This window comes from Stenotrophomonas sp. S49, assembly GCF_016624905.1.
GTDB lineage: Bacteria > Pseudomonadota > Gammaproteobacteria > Xanthomonadales > Xanthomonadaceae > Stenotrophomonas.
In genome coordinates this window covers 1-16,637 of sequence record NZ_JACVUD010000094.1, presented here as the reverse complement: position 1 = coordinate 16,637, position 16,637 = coordinate 1, and the positions used below count along the sequence as shown (strand labels likewise).

Annotated in this window: 15 protein-coding genes; 7 read left to right on the top strand and 8 right to left on the bottom strand. The window is 68.7% G+C overall.

Annotated features, from left to right (window positions below):
* The first annotated feature begins 399 nt into the window (after positions 1-399).
* Complete coding sequence (locus tag IAE58_RS16830; protein WP_199934323.1) at positions 400-2,514, top strand: glycosyl hydrolase family 18 protein; 2,115 nt, start codon at positions 400-402, stop codon at positions 2,512-2,514.
* Positions 2,515-2,600: 86 nt separating this feature from the next.
* On the opposite strand, the gene IAE58_RS16825 is transcribed toward IAE58_RS16830, so the two are convergent.
* Both IAE58_RS16825 and xerD read right to left on the bottom strand, forming a co-directional pair.
* On the bottom strand, positions 2,601-3,383 hold the full coding sequence (locus IAE58_RS16825; protein ID WP_199934322.1) for a DsbC family protein: 783 nt from the start codon (positions 3,381-3,383) through the stop codon (positions 2,601-2,603).
* Between the two features lie 99 nt (positions 3,384-3,482).
* On the bottom strand, positions 3,483-4,460 hold the full coding sequence (xerD, locus tag IAE58_RS16820; protein ID WP_199934321.1) for a site-specific tyrosine recombinase XerD: 978 nt from the start codon (positions 4,458-4,460) through the stop codon (positions 3,483-3,485).
* Between the two features lie 56 nt (positions 4,461-4,516).
* On the opposite strand from xerD, the gene IAE58_RS16815 reads away from it, so the two are divergent.
* Positions 4,517-5,008 carry an RDD family protein gene (locus tag IAE58_RS16815; protein ID WP_108752127.1) on the top strand — a complete coding sequence of 164 codons (492 nt, stop codon included), beginning with the start codon at positions 4,517-4,519 and terminating at the stop codon, positions 5,006-5,008.
* 70 nt (positions 5,009-5,078) lie between these two features.
* Here IAE58_RS16815 and IAE58_RS16810 read toward each other — a convergent pair whose 3' ends face one another.
* The 3 genes from IAE58_RS16810 to lptF all read right to left on the bottom strand — a co-directional run bounded on the left by IAE58_RS16810 (position 5,079) and on the right by lptF (position 8,278).
* Positions 5,079-5,936 carry a hypothetical protein gene (locus IAE58_RS16810; protein ID WP_199934320.1) on the bottom strand — a complete coding sequence of 286 codons (858 nt, stop codon included), beginning with the start codon at positions 5,934-5,936 and terminating at the stop codon, positions 5,079-5,081.
* Positions 5,937-6,098: 162 nt separating this feature from the next.
* Positions 6,099-7,199, bottom strand: coding sequence for an LPS export ABC transporter permease LptG (gene lptG, locus IAE58_RS16805; RefSeq protein WP_108752126.1), 1,101 nt, complete (start codon positions 7,197-7,199; stop codon positions 6,099-6,101).
* Positions 7,196-8,278 carry an LPS export ABC transporter permease LptF gene (lptF, locus tag IAE58_RS16800; protein WP_199934319.1) on the bottom strand — a complete coding sequence of 361 codons (1,083 nt, stop codon included), beginning with the start codon at positions 8,276-8,278 and terminating at the stop codon, positions 7,196-7,198. Before lptF ends, lptG begins: the two co-directional genes overlap by 4 nt.
* A gap of 104 nt (positions 8,279-8,382) precedes the next feature.
* Here lptF and IAE58_RS16795 point away from each other — a divergent pair, with 104 nt between their 5' ends.
* The 4 genes from IAE58_RS16795 to IAE58_RS16780 all read left to right on the top strand — a co-directional run bounded on the left by IAE58_RS16795 (position 8,383) and on the right by IAE58_RS16780 (position 14,246).
* On the top strand, positions 8,383-9,861 hold the full coding sequence (locus tag IAE58_RS16795; RefSeq protein ID WP_199934318.1) for a leucyl aminopeptidase: 1,479 nt from the start codon (positions 8,383-8,385) through the stop codon (positions 9,859-9,861).
* Between the two features lie 96 nt (positions 9,862-9,957).
* The gene (locus IAE58_RS16790) at positions 9,958-10,383 is read left to right on the top strand and encodes a DNA polymerase III subunit chi (RefSeq protein ID WP_108745936.1); all 426 of its coding nucleotides are present in this window, start codon (positions 9,958-9,960) and stop codon (positions 10,381-10,383) included.
* Positions 10,384-10,455: 72 nt separating this feature from the next.
* Positions 10,456-13,284, top strand: coding sequence for a valine--tRNA ligase (locus tag IAE58_RS16785; RefSeq protein ID WP_199934317.1), 2,829 nt, complete (start codon positions 10,456-10,458; stop codon positions 13,282-13,284).
* Between the two features lie 134 nt (positions 13,285-13,418).
* On the top strand, positions 13,419-14,246 hold the full coding sequence (locus IAE58_RS16780) for an EamA family transporter (RefSeq protein ID WP_199934316.1): 828 nt from the start codon (positions 13,419-13,421) through the stop codon (positions 14,244-14,246).
* 32 nt (positions 14,247-14,278) lie between these two features.
* Here the strand turns inward: IAE58_RS16780 and rimI are convergent, their stop codons facing one another.
* Genes rimI through pssA form a run of 3 tightly spaced genes read right to left on the bottom strand, consistent with a single transcriptional unit; the run spans position 14,279 to position 16,055 of the window.
* Entirely contained in the window at positions 14,279-14,776 is a 498-nt protein-coding gene (gene rimI, locus IAE58_RS16775) for a ribosomal protein S18-alanine N-acetyltransferase (RefSeq protein WP_108752121.1), read from the bottom strand.
* Complete coding sequence (locus IAE58_RS16770) at positions 14,773-15,225, bottom strand: hypothetical protein (protein WP_199934324.1); 453 nt, start codon at positions 15,223-15,225, stop codon at positions 14,773-14,775. Before IAE58_RS16770 ends, rimI begins: the two co-directional genes overlap by 4 nt.
* Positions 15,226-15,278: 53 nt before the next feature.
* On the bottom strand, positions 15,279-16,055 hold the full coding sequence (gene pssA, locus IAE58_RS16765) for a CDP-diacylglycerol--serine O-phosphatidyltransferase (RefSeq protein WP_199934315.1): 777 nt from the start codon (positions 16,053-16,055) through the stop codon (positions 15,279-15,281).
* Positions 16,056-16,135: 80 nt separating this feature from the next.
* Between pssA and IAE58_RS16760 the strand changes: the two genes are divergently transcribed.
* The gene (locus IAE58_RS16760; RefSeq protein ID WP_199934314.1) at positions 16,136-16,513 is read left to right on the top strand and encodes a DUF4124 domain-containing protein; all 378 of its coding nucleotides are present in this window, start codon (positions 16,136-16,138) and stop codon (positions 16,511-16,513) included.
* Positions 16,514-16,637: the final 124 nt, after the last annotated feature.

Sequence of the window (16,637 nt, the reverse complement as noted above, 5' to 3'; positions counted from 1 at the left end):
CCAGGCGGGGTATCCGCAGCATGGATGCCGCGGCTAAGCCCCCATGGACGGGTTTACGGCGTCCCCGCCTGACCCCAGCCGCCCGGCCCTCCCCCAGAAATCCGCTGTTCTCGGCAATCCCCAGCCACGAGGGGGCCCCGCCGATGGCAGCCAACCGCGCGCCAGCGCCGCTCTTCGCGGGAATCCCGGAACCCCGGAATCGCGGAACCATGCGCTGGCTCACGGATTGACCGGGCAATTGATGACAACGTTGTCCCTACCCGGCCAGCCGGACTCTCTCCCCGGCCCGGCCAGGTACCCCGTCCGCTCCCACCGTCGCCTTCCCCGGCGACGCCCGGACCTGCGTTACGCGCGGTGCCATCGGGGCCCGCGCGCCTCTTGGTCGATCGGAGAAACACCATGTACGACACGTTTGTGCAGAGTGCCGATGTACGCAGTGCCGAACCTTCCCCCCGCCGCTGTCGCCCGCGCCGCCTGGCCTGGCTGCTGGCCCTGGCCGCCGGGGCCGCCGCCCTGCCCGGCCTGGCCCAGGCCGCCAGCTGCGCCGGCGTGGCCGAATGGGACCAGGCCAAGATCTACCGGGCCGGCGATACCCTGCAGAAGGCCGGCGTGCTCTACCGGGCCAACCAGGACATCTGGAACGCCCCGCCGGACCACCCGGCCGGTGCGCCCTACTACACCAACCTGGGCGCCTGTGATGGCAGCGGCGCCAACCAGCCGCCGGTGGTCAGCCTGACCTCCCCGGCCAATGGCGCCAGCTTCAGCGCGGGCAGCACGATCACGGTCAGCGCCACCGCCAGCGACGCCGACGGCAGCATCAGCAAGGTCGAGTTCTTCCGCGATGGCAGTTCCATCGGCGTGGACACCAGCGCGCCTTACAGCGCCAGCTGGGCCAACGCCAGCGCCGGCAGCCACACCCTGCGCGCGGTCGCCACCGACAACAACAACGCCACCACCAGCACGCCCACCATCACCATCACGGTGAACGCGGCCAGTGGCGATACCACCGCCCCCAGCGTGCCCGGCGGTCTGGCGGTGGGAACGCGCACGTCCAGCAGCATCGCGCTCAGCTGGAGCCCGTCCACCGACAACACCGGCGGTAGCGGTGTGGCCGGCTACGACGTGTACCGCAACGGCAGCCTGGTCGGCTCGCCGTCCAGCGCCAGCTATGTCGACGGTGGCCTGACGGCCTCCACCACCTACAGCTACCGCGTGCGGGCCCGCGACAACGCCGGCAATGCCTCCGCCCAGGGCACCGCGACCAGCGCCACCACCCTGGCCGACAGCGGCGGCGGAACCGGCAAGCGGGTCATCGGCTACTTCACCCAGTGGGGCATCTATGGCCGCAACTACCGGGTGAAGAACATCGACAGCAGCGGCTCGGCTGCCCGTCTCACCCACATCAACTATGCCTTCGGCAACGTGCGCAACAACCGCTGCGAAGTGGGCGTCACCCAGGCCTCCGACCCGAACACGGGCGTGGGCGGCGATGCCTTCGCCGACTACACCAAGGCCTTCGGTGCCGGCGAAAGCGTGAGCGGCAGCGCCGACACCTGGGACCAGCCGCTGCGCGGCAACTGGAACCAGCTGAAGCAGCTGAAGGCGAAGTACCCCAACGTGAAGGTGCTGATCTCGCTGGGCGGCTGGACCTGGTCGCGTGGTTTCTCCAGCGCCGCGCAGCCGGCCAACCGGCAGGCGTTCGTGGCCTCGTGCATCGATGCCTACATCAAGGGCAACCTGCCGGTGACCGACGGCGCAGGTGGCACCGGTGCGGCACTGGGTGTGTTCGACGGCATCGACATCGACTGGGAATACCCGGTGGCGTGTGGCCTGGCCTGCGGCACGCCGGAGGACAACGCCAACTTCACCGCGCTGCTGGCCGAGTTCCGCCGCCAGCTGGATGCGGTGCGCCCCGGGCTGCTGTTGACCGTGGCGGTGGGTGCCGGCATCGACAAGGTGCGGGTGACCGACCCGGCCGCCTACCACCCGTACCTGGACTACATCAACGTGATGACCTACGACTTCCACGGCGCGTGGGATGCGAAGACCAATCACCACTCGGCGCTGTTCGATTCGCCGAATGATCCGTCCACCGGTGATACCGCGCAGTACAACAGCAACGATGCGATCGAGGCGTTCATCAGCCGCGGCGTGCCGGCAGCCAAGTTGAACCTGGGCATCGGCTACTACGGGCGTGGCTGGACCGGGGTGGCCAATGCCAACAACGGGCTGTACCAGACCGCCACCGGTGCGGCGCCGGGTACCTACGAAGCGGGCATCGAAGACTGGAAGGTGCTGAAGAACCTGGCGTGGTCCAGCTACACCGACAACACTGCCGGTGCCACCTGGATCTACAACGGCAGCACGCTGTGGAGCTTCGACACCCCGGCCAACATCACCCGCAAGATGGGGTACGTGAAGACCCAGGGCCTGGGCGGCGCGTTCGTCTGGGAATTCAGCGGCGACGATGCGCAGGGCACGCTGACCAAGGCGGTCAGTGATGGCTTGAAATAAGGAAAACGTGCGACATCCGCCGGGCGTGGCCCGGCGCTACCAACGCGATCCACGGTAGCGCCGGGTCACGCCCGGCGGCATTGCAATCAACGCTTGGCCGACAGCTTTTCCAGCGCGGCGCGCAGCTGTGCCGGCGGCAGGTAGCCGCCCAGCTGGGTGCCGTCGGGCGCGAAGATGGCCGGCGTGCCATTCACGCCCAGCTGCTGGCCCAGTGCGTACTGCATGGCCACCGGGTTGGTGCAGTTCTTGGCCGGCACACTGCCACCGCGCTTGGCGTTGGTCAGTGCCTGGCGGCGGTCGGCCGCGCACCAGACCGAGATCATGTCGGTGTAGTCCTTGCTGCCCAGCCCCATGCGCGGGAACGCCAGGTATTCCACGGTGATGCCGTTGCGGTTGAGCTCGGCGATGTCCTGGTGCAGCTTGCGGCAGTACCCGCACTCAATGTCGGTGAACACGCTGATGGTGTACTTGGCATTCGGCGCGGCGAACACGATGCGGTCGCCATGGTTGGCCTTGGCCAGCAGGCCACGCCGGTAATCCAGCAGCCCGGCACTGTTGGCCGGCCCGCGTGCCTGGGTGTCATACGGCTGCGACTGGAACAGGTAGCGGCCATCGTCGGACACGTACAGCAGCTGGCCCGACACCAGCACTTCGCGGAAGCCGGGGAACGGCGCCGCGCCGATGTAGTCGATGGTGAACCCCGGGTTCAGCGCCGACAGCGCGGTGCGCACTGCCTGTTCAGCGGCAGGGTTGGCCGCCGCCAGCCGTGGGGCCGCAGCAGCAGGGGCCTTGGCGGCGGGTGGTGCCGGCTGTGCACAGGCGGTCAGGCTGAGCGCGCCGAACACAGCGGCAATGGCGAATCGGAGCATGGAGCAACCTGCTGGGAAGATGACTTGCGATTCTGACACAGGCCCGGAAGTGGCACCGCGAACGCGAGCACACACCCGCGCGCGGGTTCAGCCGCCCACTCAGCCGCGTGGGTGGTGGCGGGCGTGCAGCTGCTGCAGGTGCTCGCGCGCCACCAGCGTGTAGATCTGGGTGGTGGACAGCGAGCTGTGGCCCAGCAGCATCTGCAGCGCGCGCAGGTCTGCACCGCGGTTCAGCAGGTGGGTGGCGAAGCTGTGGCGCAGGCCATGCGGGCTGATCCGCGCCGGATCGATGCCGGCCACCTGCGCGTGCCGCTTGACCAGGTACCAGAACGCCTGCCGGGTGAGTGCGTGCAGGCTGGGTTCGATGAACAACGGCGTCTGCCCATCGGCCAGGGCCTGCACCTTGCCCTTGCCCACCATCAGCGGGCGCGCGTCGTGCAGGTAACGTTCCAGCCAGTCCTGCGACTCTTCGCCCAGCGGCACCAAGCGTTCCTTGCTGCCCTTACCGGTCACCCGCAGCACGCCCTGGCGCAGGTTCACGGCCGTGGCCGGCAGCAGCACCAGTTCACTCACGCGCAGGCCCGCGGCGTACATCAGTTCCAGCATGGCGCGGTCGCGCAGGCCCAGCGGGCTGTCGATATCCGGTGCCGCCAGCAGCGCATCGATCTGGCTCTCGGCCAGGGCCTTGGGCAGCAGGCGCGGCAGCTTCGGTGGGTCCAGCAGCGCACTGGGGTCCTCGCTGCGCTCGCCACGGCGCACCGCATCGGCGAAGAAGGCGCGCAGCGCCGACAGCAGGCGGGCGTTGCTGCGCGGCGACCAGCCATGACGCGTGCGCCAGGCCAGGTAATCGAACAGGCCCGGGCGCTCTACCCCGGCCAGTCCGCCATCGCGACCATCCAGCCAGCGCGCCAGGCCTTCCAGATCGCGCCGATAGCTGTCCAGGGTGGCACGGGCCAGGCCGTTCTCGGCCCAGGCCGCGTCCAGGAAACGCTGGATGCGCACGCTGTCGTCGGCGCGCGGTTCGGGCAGTTGCTGGACCAGCTGGCGACGCTCGGCGGGGGTGGAAACTACGGCCATGCGCGCAGGATACGTGGGCCGCTGCGGGCAGGGCCAGCTTTGCGTATGCTCGGCGCATGTCCAGCCCCGCCAGTGAAACGGCCCCCGTGGCCGCGCCCGGTTCCGATCGCCCCCGCACGTTGCTGCTGTGGCGCCTGCTGGCCCTGTTCTACGACCTGTGGCCGGTGCTGGCGCTGTGGATGCTGGCCGGCACGGTGTTCACCGTGGCCTATACGGTCAGTGGCCATGCGCAGCGCGAAAACATCGCACCGTTCAGTGCGTGGCAGTGGCTGCTGTGGGCGGTGTGCTGGGTCATCACCGGTGCCTATGCCACGGCCAGTTGGCGGCGCGGCGGGCAGACGCTGGGCATGCGCCCGTGGCGGCTGAAGCTGGAAACGCGCGATGGCACCGCGCTGCGGCGCGGCCAGTTGTGGCGGCGTTTTGCCATGGGCACGCTGTCGCTGCTGCTGGGCGGACTGGGGTTCTGGTGGGCGTGGCTGGATCGCGAACGCCTGACCTGGCACGACCGCGCCAGCGGCACCCGCATGGTGCGGGTGCCCAAGCGCTGAAGGAATCCGCCGGGCATGGCCCGGCGCTACCGAAGTAGAGTCGAGCTTGCTCGACTACGCCGCACGCGGGTCAGGCGTCGGGCAGGATCACCGCCGGCTGCGCCCACAGTTCGAAGAACTGCGACGAGAACGCGGTGGCCTTGACGTCATCGGGCACCGGAATCTTGCCGTTGAGCTTGCCCTGGGCCTGGGCGAATTCCTGCCACAGCTTCAGGCTGGCCTTCTTCAGGCGCTTCTGCTCACCGGCATCGCTGGCGGCCAGGTACTGCGCGTACAGGTCGCGCATCGGCTTGCCCTGTTCCTCGAACGCGGCCGGAAGCTCCGGCAGGCTGACGGCGGTGAACGCGACCGTCGCCTGCGGCGGCTGGTAGCCCAGGGGCCCGAAAGCGGCCCGCAGATCGTCCTCGGCGTCCAGGTATTCGAAGAAACCGGGCACGTTGAAGAGCTTGGTGCGGTAGTCCGACGACGTGTCCGGGCTGTTGGAGACCACCGTGGTCGGCAGTTCGCCCAGCAGGCCCACATCCCAGCTGCGCGGAATGAACAGGCCGGTCGCCTTCACGTACGGGCCGTCGATCTCCACGTCATTGAGCTCGACCTTCGACACCAGCCCGCCGGAATTGGTCTTGTTGGTGACGTACTGCTCGGTGACGATCACGTACTCGCCCAACGTCGGGTTGATCAGGCCACCGATGCCATCGGCATAGACCACCATGCGCACCGTGCCGATCTTCTCGCTCTGCAGCCGGTGCTGACCGGGCTCCAGGCTGACCGGTACCGTGGTGTGCGCCGGGATGACGTGCGGCTGCGCGTCGATGGTCAGGGTAACCGGCGTGTCGGTGGGGTTGTCGATCTCGAAATCGACCGGACCAGAACAGCCCACCAGCAACAGCAGGGCGGCAAGCGAGGGAAGCAGACGTGCGCGGATCATGTTCATCCTTGAAGTGGAGCGAGATGCGCAACGCGCGCGCTCGCGATAAAGGCAGGGCCCGCGCGGAAAGGCGCGGACCTGCCGGGTCCTTTGAAACGACGTTCGGGCGCCGAGACGCTGGAGCTCGACGCTACGTGCTGGGTTCGTCGAGCAAGCTCGACGCTACCGGCGCCGGAACAGCCAGCCGGACACCGCCAGCATGACGATGGGCGGCAACGCGTAGGCAATGCGGTAATCGAACTTCAACGCACCGGCCATGCGGCCGAAGAACAACTGCAGCAGCCAGAAGCCCAGCGCGAACAGGATGCCCAGGAACAGGCGCTTGCCCATGCCGCCGCTGCGCAGCGAACCGAAGGCGAACGGCACGGCGGCCAGGCACAGCGCCAGCACGTTCACCGGGTAGAACCAGCGGCTCCAGTACACATCCTCGAAATCACGCGCATCCAGGCCGTTGCGCTCGCGGTAGGCAATGCTGGTGCTCAGCTCGGACACGCTCAGGTTGCGCGGCTTGGCGATGCCGGTGGCCAGCGCGCCGGCATCCAGCTTCGAATTCCACGGTTCGCGGGCCACTTCCTGGCGGGTGGCCGAGCGTTCGCCGAAGGTATCGCGGCGCACGCCGGTGAGCACCCAGCCGTCCTTGTCGTGCTCGGCAGTTGCGGCATGGGTAAGCGTGGCAATGCGGCCGTCGTCGGCAATCTGGTACAGGCGTACATCGCGCAGGATCAGCCGCGTGCCCTTCTCGCCCACCAGCTGCTCTTCGCCGCTGGCCGCGTTCAGGAAGGTATCGCCCTCGCGCGCCCACATGCCCGAATAACGGGCCACGGCGATGTCGGTGCCCCACTTGGCGCTCATCTTCAGCGCGTCGGCACGGTTCTGGCCCCACGGGCCCACGGTCTCGGCGCTGATCACCATCAGCCCGGTCAGCAACGACAGGGCGATGGCCACCGACACGCTCAGGCGCTTGCGCGACAGGCCCAGGGCGCGCAGCGCGGTCAGTTCAGAGGTAGCCGCCAGCTGGCCCAGCCCCATCAGGGCGCCGATCACCGCGGCGGTGGGGAAGAAGGTGTAGGCGCGGCGGGGCACGGTGTACAGCACCCATGCCGCAGCGTGGCCCAGCGAATAGCCGTTCTTGCCGATGTCCTTGAACTCACCGGAGAAGGCCATGACCACGTCCAGGCCGGTCAGCACCGCCCAGGTGAGCAGCACGGTGGTGAACACCGCACGGCCCAGGTAGAAATCGAAACGCATCGGGCGCAGCTTCATGCGCGGCCTCCCTTCGGGCGGGCCAGGCGGCCATCGCGCGCGTACATCCAGATGGCGAACGCCAGCAGCGGCAGGGTCAGCCACCACAGGCCCAGTGCGCCGGGAATCCTGCCGTCGGCGATCCAGCCGGCGCCGATGAAGGTCAGGTTGGTGCCCACCATGTAGGCCAGCAGGGCCAGCATCATGCGCCCGTAGCGCTGCTGGCGCGGCGAGCTGCGCCCCAGCGGCACGGTCAGCAGGGCGAAGGCCAGTGCGATCAGCGGCGGCGCCAGGCGGCGGTGCAGCTGGGCCTGGGCCTCGGGGCGGTCATCGCCGATCAGCTTCGTGGTCGCCATCAGCTCCGGATCATCGTCCTTGCGCGCCTCGGTGCCGTCGGGCAGGGCCACGTCATTGCGGGCGAAGGTGGCCAGCCGGTAGTCCAGCGCGCCGGCCAGCGGGCCCTCCAGCTGGTGGCCGTCGTCCAGTTCCAGGAAGCGCTGGCGCGCCCCTTCGAAGTACATGCGGCCGCCGGCGGCGGACACCACTTCCAGGCGGTTGTCCTTCTGCCGCTGCAGGAACACCTTGCCCAGCTGGGTGCCATCGGGCGAGATCGAGGACAGGTAGACCACCCCGCCATTGGGCAGCGGGGTGAACCGGCCCGGCTCCAGGCCGGCCATCAGCACGCTGCGGTTGGCGTCCTGGATCATCTGTTCGGCGGTGCGCCCGGCCCAGGGGCCCAGCCACAGCGAACAGGCGCCCACCACCAGCACCACCGGCACCACCAGCATCAGCAGCGGGCGCAGCAGGCGCTTGGGGCCCACGCCAATGGCGGTGATCACCGCCATTTCCGAATCGCGGTAGAGCCGGGCGATGGCCAGCAGCAGGCCCAGCATCAGCGCCAACGGCAGGATCAGCGGCATGTAGGCGATGAACTGCAGGCCCAGCTGTGAGAACAGCAGCTTGGCCGGCAGGCGTCCGTCGGCGATGTTGCCGAGGATGTCCACCAGCACGCCGCCCACGCTGACCACCAGCAGGACGATCAGGGTAGCCAGGAAACTCTGGACGAAATCGCCCAGCAGGTATCGGTCGAGCTTCAGCATGGGGCGGTGGTTTAAACTCTGGGGTTCGTTCGCGGTGCCGCCCAGTCTACTGTCTGGGCGTAAACGGCCTGCGATTGTACGGACTCGCCAATGGAATCTGCTCAATGGCCCTCGAATTCACCCTGAACCACCTCGCTCCGGCTGCCGCCACCGTTGACTGCCTGGTGGTCGGCGCCTATGCCGACCACAGCCTGACCCCGGCCGCGCAGGCGCTGGACGCCGCCAGTGGCGGCCGCCTGGCCGCCCTGGCCCAGCGCGGCGACCTGTCCGGCAAGACCGGCGCCACCACCCTGCTGCACGACCTGCCGGGCGTGACCGCCCCGCGCGTACTGGTGGTCGGCCTGGGCGATGCCGCCCGTTTCGGCGTGCCGCAGTACCTGAAGGCCGTTGGCGACGCCGTGCGCGCGCTGAAGGGCGGCGCCGCCCGCAGCGCGCTGTTCACCCTGTCCGAAGTGGCCATCAAGGACCGCGACGCGGCCTGGGCGATCCGCCAGGCGGTCATTGCCGCCGACCACGCCGCCTACCGCTACACCGCCACCCTGGGCAAGAAGAAGGCCGATGACGCTGGTCTGGCCCAGCTGGCCATCGCCGGTGATGACGCCCAGGCCCTGGCCCAGGGCCAGGCCATCGCCGCCGGCGTGGAGTTCGCCCGCGAACTGGGCAACCTGCCGCCGAACTACTGCACCCCGGCCTACCTGGCTGAAGTGGGCGTGAAGTTCGCCGCTGAGCACGAGGGGGCCGAGGCCGACATCCTCGACGAAACCCAGATGGAAGCGCTGGGCATGGGCTCGCTGCTGGCCGTGGCCCGTGGCTCGGCCAACCGCCCGCGCCTGGTGGTGCTGAAGTGGTCCGGCGGCGGCGACGCCAAGCCCTACGTGCTGGTCGGCAAGGGCATCACCTTCGATACCGGTGGCGTGAACCTGAAGACCCAGGGCGGCATCGAGGAAATGAAGTACGACATGTGCGGTGGCGCCAACGTCATCGGCACCTTCGTCGCGGCCGTGAAGGCCAAGCTGCCGCTGAACCTGGTGGTGGTGGTGCCGGCCGTGGAAAACGCCATTGACGGCAATGCCTACCGCCCGTCCGACGTGATCACCTCGATGTCGGGCAAGACCATCGAAGTGGGCAATACCGACGCCGAAGGCCGCCTGATCCTGTGCGACGCGCTGACCTACGCACAGCGCTTCGAACCGCAGGCGCTGGTGGACGTGGCCACCCTGACCGGCGCCTGCCTGGTCGCCCTGGGCCACCAGACCGCCGGCCTGATGAGCAAGCACGACGACCTGGCCAACGAACTGCTGGCCGCCGGCGAGCACGTGTTCGACCGCGCCTGGCGCCTGCCGCTGTGGGACGAGTACCAGCCGATGCTGGATTCGACCTTCGCCGACGTCTACAACATCGGCGGCCGCTGGGCCGGCGCCATCACCGCCGGCTGCTTCCTGTCGCGCTTTGCCGAAGGGCAGCGCTGGGCGCACCTGGACATCGCCGGCGTGGCCAGCGACGAAGGCAAGCGTGGCATGGCCACCGGCCGCCCGGTGGGCCTGCTCAGCCAGTGGCTGCTGGACCAGGTCGCCCGCGCCTGATGCCGTACCTGCCCCTGGCCGGCGCCTGCCGGCCGGGGCATCCTCCGGCCTGCCCCCGCCCGGCACGCCGGGCCCCTGCCCGACCCGGACCCTGCCATGCCCCGCGCTGATTTCTACCTGATCGCCAAGCCCCGTTTCCTGACCGAGCCGCTGCGCCTGGTCTGCGAACTGGCGCGCAAGGCCAACGACGCCGGGCTGCCCGCCCTGGTGCTGGCCCGCGACCAGGCCCAGGCCGAAGAACTGGACGAACTGCTCTGGTCCTTCGACGAGGACGCCTACATCCCGCACCAGATCGTGGGCGAGGACGTGGACGAGGAAGAGGCCGTGGTGCTCATTTCCATCCCCGGCGACGAAGCGCCGATGCGCCCGCTGGTGATCAACCTGCGCGACGAGCCCTGGCTGGGCCAGTGCGAGCGCGTGCTGGAAGTGGTGCCGGCTGACCCGGAAGCGCGCGAACCGCTGCGCGAGCGCTGGCGCCAGTACAAGACCGCCGGCTACGACCTGAACAAGCACGACATGTAAGGCCGCGCCGGCCCCCTTGATGGGCCGCTGCCGCGCCCTGATCCTTCAACGATTACCTCCTGGTTCCCCCGCATGACCCAACTCGCCTCCAGCTACGACCCGACGTCCTTCGAGACCGACCTCTACAAGGCCTGGGAAGACGCCGGCCACTTCAAGCCGTCCGGCCAGGGTGAGCCCTACACCATCCTGCTGCCGCCGCCGAACGTGACCGGCACCCTGCACATGGGCCATGCCTTCCAGCAGACCCTGATGGATGCGCTGGTGCGCTACCACCGCATGCGCGGCTACGACACGCTGTGGCAGGTCGGTACCGACCATGCCGGCATCGCCACCGAAATGGTGGTCAGCCGCAACCTGGCGCTGGAAGGCAAGGGCGAGACCCGCGATTCGCTGGGCCGCGAAGGCTTCATCGGCAAGGTGTGGGAGTGGAAGCAGCAGTCCGGTGACACCATCGAGCGGCAGATGCGCCGCCTGGGCACTTCGGCCGACTGGTCGCGCAGCACCTTCACCATGGACCCGCAGCCGTCTGCAGCGGTGGTCGAGGCCTTCGTGCGCTGGCACGAGCAGGGCCTGATCTACCGTGGCCAGCGCCTGGTGAACTGGGACCCGGTGCTGAAGACCGCCATTTCCGACCTGGAAGTGGAGAGCGCCGAGGAAGACGGCTTCCTGTGGTCGATCGCCTACACGCTGGACGAGGGCCTGAGCTACGAGCACGTCGAGCGCGATGCCGACGGCGTGGAAACCCTGCGCGAAACCCGCGATTACCTGGTGGTGGCCACCACCCGCCCGGAAACCCTGCTGGGCGATACCGCGGTGATGGTGCACCCGGAAGACGAGCGCTATGCGCACCTGATCGGCAAGCAGGTGGTGCTGCCGCTGACCGGCCGCCGCGTGCCGGTGATCGCCGATGACTACGTGGACCGCGCGTTCGGTACCGGCGTGGTCAAGGTCACCCCGGCGCACGATTTCAACGATTACCAGGTGGGCGTGCGCCACAGCCTGCCGATGATCAACCTGTTCACCCCGGTGGCGGCGCTGAATGAAAACGCGCCCGAACGCTTCCAGGGCCTGGACCGCTACGAAGCGCGCAAGGCCGTGCTGGCCGAACTGGAAGACCTGGGCGTCCTGGTGGAAACCAAGGCGCACAAGCTGCAGGTGCCGCGCGGCGACCGCACCGGCCAGGTGATCGAGCCCTACCTGACCGACCAGTGGTTCGTGAAGATGGACGAACTGGCGCGTCGTGGCCTGGAACTGGTGGAGAACGGCAGCATCGCGTTCGTGCCGCCGAACTGGATCAACACCTACCGCCACTGGATGACCAACATCCAGGATTGGTGCATCAGCCGCCAGCTGTGGTGGGGCCACCGCATTCCGGCCTGGTTCGATGCCGCCACCGGCAACTGCTACGTGGGCCGAAGCGAAGACGAAGTGCGCGCAAAGCACAACCTGGGCAGCGACGTGCTGCTGACCCAGGAAAGCGACGTGCTGGAAACCTGGTTCTCCTCGCAGATCTGGCCGTTCTCGACCCTGGGCTGGCCGAACGAGCAGGCCATGGCCGAGCGCGGCTTCGACCGCTACCTGCCGTCGTCGGTGCTGGTCACCGGCTTCGACATCATCTTCTTCTGGGTGGCCCGCATGATCATGGCCACCGACAATCTGACCGGGAAGATCCCGTTCAAGGACGTCTACTTCACCGGCCTGATCCGCGACGGCCAGGGCCAGAAGATGTCCAAGAGCAAGGGCAACGTGCTTGACCCGCTGGACATCATCGACGGCATCAGCATCGACGACCTTGTGGCCAAGCGCACCGGCGGCCTGATGCAGCCGAAGATGGTGGAGAAGATCGAGAAGGCCACCCGCAAGGAGTTCCCGGACGGCATTGCTGCCCACGGTGCCGACGCGTTGCGCTTCACCATTGCCGCGCTGGCCACCCACGGCCGCGACATCAAGTTCGACATGAACCGCGCCGAGGGCTACAAGAACTTCTGCAACAAGCTGTGGAACGCAAGCCGCTTCACCCTGATGAACACCGAGGGTGCTGCGTTCACCGGCGTGCCGACCCCGCGCACCGATGCCGAGCGCTGGATCCTGGCGCGCCTGGCCGCGGTGTCGGCCGAGGCGCAGGGCCATTACGCCAACTACCGCTTCGACCTGCTGGCGCAGTGCCTGTATGAGTTCGCCTGGAACGAGTTCTGCGACTGGTTCCTGGAACTGAGCAAGCCGGCGCTGAACGGTGCCGACGCCGCCGATGCCGACAGCACCCGCCACACCCTGCTGTACGTGCTGGAAGCGCTGCTGCGCCTGCTGCACCCGCTTACCCCGTTCATCACCGAACAGCTGTGGCAGCAGCTGGCCCCGCGCCTGGGTCTGGCCGAAACCACGCTGTCGCTGCGCCCGTACCCGACCGCCGACGAATTCGCCGGTGATTTCGCCCAGGCCGAGGCCGACGTGGAATGGCTGAAGGCGGTGATCAGCGCGGTGCGCCGCGTGCGCAGCGAACTGAACGTGGCTCCGTCCAAGCTGGTGCCGCTGCGCCTGCAGGCCGGCCTCGAACAGGATCGCGTGCGCATCGAACGCTTCAGCGCCTCGCTGTCGTTCCTGCTGAAGCTGGACAGCATCCAGTGGCTGGCCGAAGGCGAAAGCGCACCGCCGGCCGCCGCCGCGATTGTGGGCGAGCTGAAGCTGCTGGTGCCGCTGGAAGGCCTGGTCGACCTGGATGCCGAGCGCGCGCGCCTGGACAAGGAGATCAAGCGCGTGGAAGGCGAGAAGGAAAAGAGCGAGACCAAGCTGGCCAAGTTCACCGACAAGGTGCCGCCGGCCGTGGTCGAGCAGGAGCGCGTGCGCCTGGTCGACTGGAACACCCAGTTGGCGGGTCTGCAGGAACAGCGCGCGAAGCTGTAACCGCCGGGGATCCCGCCGGGCATGGCCCGGCGCTACCGCGAATGGAAACGCCGGGCATGGCCCGGCGCTACCGCGAATGGAAACGCCGGGCACTGCCCGGCGTTTCCGTTTCGTCCACATGGCATCATCGGGCGATGCCACTTTCCATCTTCCTGCTGGTGCTGGCCGCTGCTGCGCTGCATGCCAGCTGGAACGCGATCGTCAAACGCGGACCAGACAAATTCCTCGGCACGGTGCTGGTTACCGGCAGCGCCGCGTTGCTGTCGGCGGCCGCCCTGCCCTTGCTGCCGTTTCCCGCAGCCGACAGCTGGCCCTGGCTGGCGGCCTCGGTGGTATTGCAGGTGATCTACTACGGGCTGGTGGCGCGCTGCTACCAGCAGGTGGACATGAGCCTGGCCTACCCGCTGATGCGCGGTTGCGCGCCGATCCTGGTCGCACTGGCCGGCAGCCTGCTCGGCCAGTCGCTGCCGCCTGCCGCCTGGCTGGGCGTGGTGCTGGTCAGCACCGGCATCCTGTGCATGGCGCTGGGCGCACGCGGCGGCCAGCTCGGCCTGCCCCTGCTGACCGCGCTGATGATCGCCACCTATACGCTGGTCGATGCGCATGGCGCACGGCAGTCAGGCAACGCGTTGGCCTACACGCTGTGGCTGTTCCTGCTGTCGGGCATCCCGCTGCCGGCGTGGGCGCTGTACACCCGCCGCCGCGCCGTGCTGGCCTACGCACGCCAGCATTGGCCGCTGGGCGTGGCCGGTGGCATCGGCACCACCGCCTCTTACGCGATGGCGCTGTGGGCGATGACCCAGGTACCGGTAGCGATGGTGTCCGCGCTGCGCGAATCGTCCATCGTCTTCGCCCTGCTGATCTCCGTGTTCCTGCTGCGCGAACGCGTGCCGCGCGCACGCTGGCTGGCGGCCGGGTTGATCGTGGGCGGGGTGCTGGCACTGCGGTTGGCACCCGGGTAGCGCCGGGACATGCCCGGCGAGCGCAGCGGCTACTACAGCGGCGGCATGACCTGCACGTCGTCAGCCACCAGCTCGATGGCCATCACCAGCGCATCTTCGCGGCCCTGCGCCGCCGGGTAGTAACGCGGGCGCCGGCCAATCTCGTTGAAGCCTTCGCTGTGGTACAGCCGCAGCGCCGGCGTGTTCGACGGCCGCACTTCCAGGAACACGCGCTGCGCGCCACGGTTGCGCGCCATCTCGACCAGCGCACGCAGCAACTGCCGGCCCAGGCCGCGCGACTGCACCAGCGGATCGATGCAGATGTTGAGCACGTGCGCCTCGTCAGCAGCCAGGCTCAACACGCCATAGCCGATCAGCAGGCCGTCCTGTTCCATCGCCAGCCCGGGGTAACCCGCGCGCAGGCAGTCCAGGAAAATGCCACGGGTCCAGGGGTACGGGTAGCCGCGCACCTCGATGGCCATGACCGCATTGAGATCATTCTCGCGCAGCGCGCGCAGGCTGACCGGCCCCGGCTGGGCGACCGCGCTCATGGCGTGCCCCGCTTGCGCAGCGCGCGCAGCTGCGGCCACAGCGCACGCTTGGCGGCCGGGTCACGGCGCAAGGTTTCCAGCGGCCAGCTGTCCATCAATGCCTGCGTGGCCGGGTCATTCGGATTGCAGCCCGATGCACGCAGCAGGGCGATCTGCAGGCGGTCGGGCAGCCGTACTGCCGGTTGCCGCGCGTTGCCCGAGGGCTGCGGCCGCGTGGCCGCCGGCGCGGTATCCGGGGCGGCCACCGGTGGCGGCCGCCGCGGCGCAGCGGCGCGCTCGGCACGCGGTTCGAACGGAACATCGGCGCTGTCGGCAGGCGCCATGCGCGGTGCGGATCGCGCCGGTTCCGGGGCAGGCGTCGACGCCGCCTCGGCTTCGGCCACGCTCAACTGCAGCGCCGCGTCCAGCTCGGCGGCCAGCTGGCCGTCGTGGAACACGGTGTAGCCCATAGCCTGCAGCCAGGCCTGCTGGGCCGGTGACCACAACACGGGCAGGTCCTGGCTCACGCGGCCTCGGACTTCTTGCGCAGGCGTTGCAGCGCCCACATCACCGGGCCGGACAACGCGTACAACACGCCCACGGCCAGCAGCACGCGCGGCAGATCAATGACCGCAATGGCGATGGCGATCGGGACCAGGGCCAGCACCAGGAACGGCACACGATCGGAGCGGGTGCCCTTGGCAGCACCGCCCTTGAAGCTCCAGAAGCGCACCCGGCTGACCATCAACAGGGCCGCCACCACGGTGACCGCCAGCGCAACGTAGCGCAGCTGGTCGCCGCTCCAGCCCAGGGTGCCATCGGCAAAGGCCCAGACGAAGGACATCATCAAGCCGGCCGCAGCCGGGCTGGCCAGGCCGACGAACCAGCGCTTGTCGACCACCGCCACCTGGGTGTTGAAGCGGGCAAGGCGCAGCGCCGCGCAGGCGGCGTACAGGAAGGCGACGGCCCAGCCGAGGCGGCCAGCCAGTTCACCGTCCAGCTTCAGTTCGGACAGCGACCAGTGGTACATCACCAGCGCCGGGGCCATGCCGAAGCTGACCAGGTCGGCCAGCGAGTCGTACTGCACGCCGAATTCGCTGCTGGTACCGGTCAGGCGCGCCACGCGCCCGTCCAGGCCATCCATCACCGCCGCCACGAACACGGCGATGGCCGCATTGACGAACTGGTCGTTGGCCGCGGCGATGATCGCGTAGAAGCCGGAGAACAGACCGGCAGTGGTGAACAGGTTGGGCAGCAGGTAAATCGTGCGCGAACGCGGCGGCGGTGTGATCGGGTCCATGGAATCCAGTTTAATCGACTTGCCAGCGGTCGGCGGCAATGCTGCAATCGGCGTTCTACGCCCATTCTGTGGAGTTTGCCATGCGTGCCCTGCCCTGCCTTGGTTTCCTGCTGTTGTTGGCCACGGCCACGGCGCAGGCCGGCCCGGTCTACAAGTGGAAGGACGCCAAGGGCGTGACCCAGTATTCGGAGACGCCGCCGGCCGGTGCGAAATACGAAACCCGCGAGCAGGCACGCAGCCCGCAGACCCCGGCGGCGCCCGCTGCGGAAGCGGCCCCGGTGCCGGAGCAGTGCAGCACGGCGCGTGCCAACGTGACCCTGCTGGAGGGTAGCGGTCCGGTGATGCAGGACACCGATGGCGATGGCAAGGCCGACACGGCCCTGACCCCGGAACAGCGCACCGCACAGAAGGGCCTGGCCGAAGCCGCCATCAAAGCCTACTGCCCCCCGGCCGCCTGAGGGGGTTCGGCAGGGCTTGCAGCCCTGCATCTGCTTAAAGCCGGAGCAACGGCAACGGCAACGTCAAAGTCGGGCATTCCGTGGGATGGCGGGGCGGTGTCGGACTGCGGGGACGCCGCAAGTA

Excerpts from the sequence above, each read along its gene's own strand:
- IAE58_RS16830 (WP_199934323.1), top strand. The coding sequence starts at position 400 with ATGTACGACACGTTTGTGCAGAGTGCCGATGTACGCAGTGCCGAACCT.
- IAE58_RS16825 (WP_199934322.1), bottom strand. The coding sequence starts at position 3,383 with ATGCTCCGATTCGCCATTGCCGCTGTGTTCGGCGCGCTCAGCCTGACC.
- xerD (WP_199934321.1), bottom strand. The coding sequence starts at position 4,460 with ATGGCCGTAGTTTCCACCCCCGCCGAGCGTCGCCAGCTGGTCCAGCAA.
- IAE58_RS16815 (WP_108752127.1), top strand. The coding sequence starts at position 4,517 with ATGTCCAGCCCCGCCAGTGAAACGGCCCCCGTGGCCGCGCCCGGTTCC.
- IAE58_RS16810 (WP_199934320.1), bottom strand. The coding sequence starts at position 5,936 with ATGATCCGCGCACGTCTGCTTCCCTCGCTTGCCGCCCTGCTGTTGCTG.
- lptG (WP_108752126.1), bottom strand. The coding sequence starts at position 7,199 with ATGAAGCTGCGCCCGATGCGTTTCGATTTCTACCTGGGCCGTGCGGTG.
- lptF (WP_199934319.1), bottom strand. The coding sequence starts at position 8,278 with ATGCTGAAGCTCGACCGATACCTGCTGGGCGATTTCGTCCAGAGTTTC.
- IAE58_RS16795 (WP_199934318.1), top strand. The coding sequence starts at position 8,383 with ATGGCCCTCGAATTCACCCTGAACCACCTCGCTCCGGCTGCCGCCACC.
- IAE58_RS16790 (WP_108745936.1), top strand. The coding sequence starts at position 9,958 with ATGCCCCGCGCTGATTTCTACCTGATCGCCAAGCCCCGTTTCCTGACC.
- IAE58_RS16785 (WP_199934317.1), top strand. The coding sequence starts at position 10,456 with ATGACCCAACTCGCCTCCAGCTACGACCCGACGTCCTTCGAGACCGAC.
- IAE58_RS16780 (WP_199934316.1), top strand. The coding sequence starts at position 13,419 with ATGCCACTTTCCATCTTCCTGCTGGTGCTGGCCGCTGCTGCGCTGCAT.
- rimI (WP_108752121.1), bottom strand. The coding sequence starts at position 14,776 with ATGAGCGCGGTCGCCCAGCCGGGGCCGGTCAGCCTGCGCGCGCTGCGC.
- IAE58_RS16770 (WP_199934324.1), bottom strand. The coding sequence starts at position 15,225 with ATGGGCTACACCGTGTTCCACGACGGCCAGCTGGCCGCCGAGCTGGAC.
- pssA (WP_199934315.1), bottom strand. The coding sequence starts at position 16,055 with ATGGACCCGATCACACCGCCGCCGCGTTCGCGCACGATTTACCTGCTG.
- IAE58_RS16760 (WP_199934314.1), top strand. The coding sequence starts at position 16,136 with ATGCGTGCCCTGCCCTGCCTTGGTTTCCTGCTGTTGTTGGCCACGGCC.